Raw genomic sequence first — 1,072 nt, 5'->3', positions numbered from 1 at the left:
CTATGGGAGTGCCATGTCATCGAAGGTCTGGAAAATAATCGCTTTGCCATCTACACCAAAATGCACCACTCCTTAATTGATGGCATAAGCGGTGTACGTTTATTGCAACGCACACTAAGCGAGTCTCCAGACGATATCGATACAAGACCGCCTTGGTCTATTGGTACGCCAAAGAAAATTAAAAGCGGCGAACACATTGCGACTTGGCAAGGCGCGCTTGATCAAGCTATCGACGCAATCAAAGAACAAGCCTCGAACACCCCGCAGTTAGTGGGTGCGTTGGCAAAACTGGTCAGTTCATCCGTTCAGGATAGAGTTAAACTTTCTGCTCCGTTTACTGGTCCTAATTCAACCATTAACACCCGGGTGCAAGCCGCTCGCCGCTTTGCTACACAGCAATATTCTTTAGACAGAATTAAGAAACTGGCAGCAGAGGCGGATGCCTCGTTAAACGATATTGTGCTTTATTTATGTGGCACCTCGTTGAGGCAGTTCCTATTAGAAAAAGGACAATTACCTGAGCAACCTTTAACAGCAGGTATTCCGGTTAATATTCGCCCTGCGGATGACACAGGCACAGGTACGGCCATTAGTTTTATGATCGCTAGCTTAGCAACCAATGAAGCGGACCCGCTTCGCCGCTTAGCAACCATTAAAGAGTCGACCCAGATTGCGAAGGAGCACTTACAAAGCTTGCCTAGAGCATCGCTGACACAGTACACGATGCTGATGATGGCACCCTACTCTTTACAGCTTCTCACAGGCCTGGGCGGAAGAATGCGTCCAGCCTTTAACATTACAATATCTAATGTCCCTGGACCGAAAAAGGCTCTCTACTACAATGGCTGTAAACTTGAGGCGATGTACCCAGTATCATTAATCGCCCATGGCGGCGCATTGAATATTACTTGTTTAAGCTATGATGGTTCACTGAATTTTGGCTATACCGGTTGTCGTGACACCTTGCCAAGCATGCAGAACCTGGCAGTATTTTCAGGAGAAGCGCTCGAGGAGCTTGAAGGCTTACTTACAAAAAAAGCCAAGACAAGAAAGACGAAAACTAAAAAAGCCA

Annotated in this window: 1 protein-coding gene; it reads left to right on the top strand. The window is 46.7% G+C overall.

The genetic code is table 11. The features are described from left to right. Positions 1 to 1,072 (top strand): wax ester/triacylglycerol synthase family O-acyltransferase (locus A3735_RS06860; protein WP_068637816.1); only part of this gene is annotated, 1,072 nt, incomplete at both ends.

This window comes from Oleiphilus sp. HI0061 (assembly GCF_001635675.1).
This window is presented reverse-complemented; position numbering and strand designations above follow the sequence as displayed.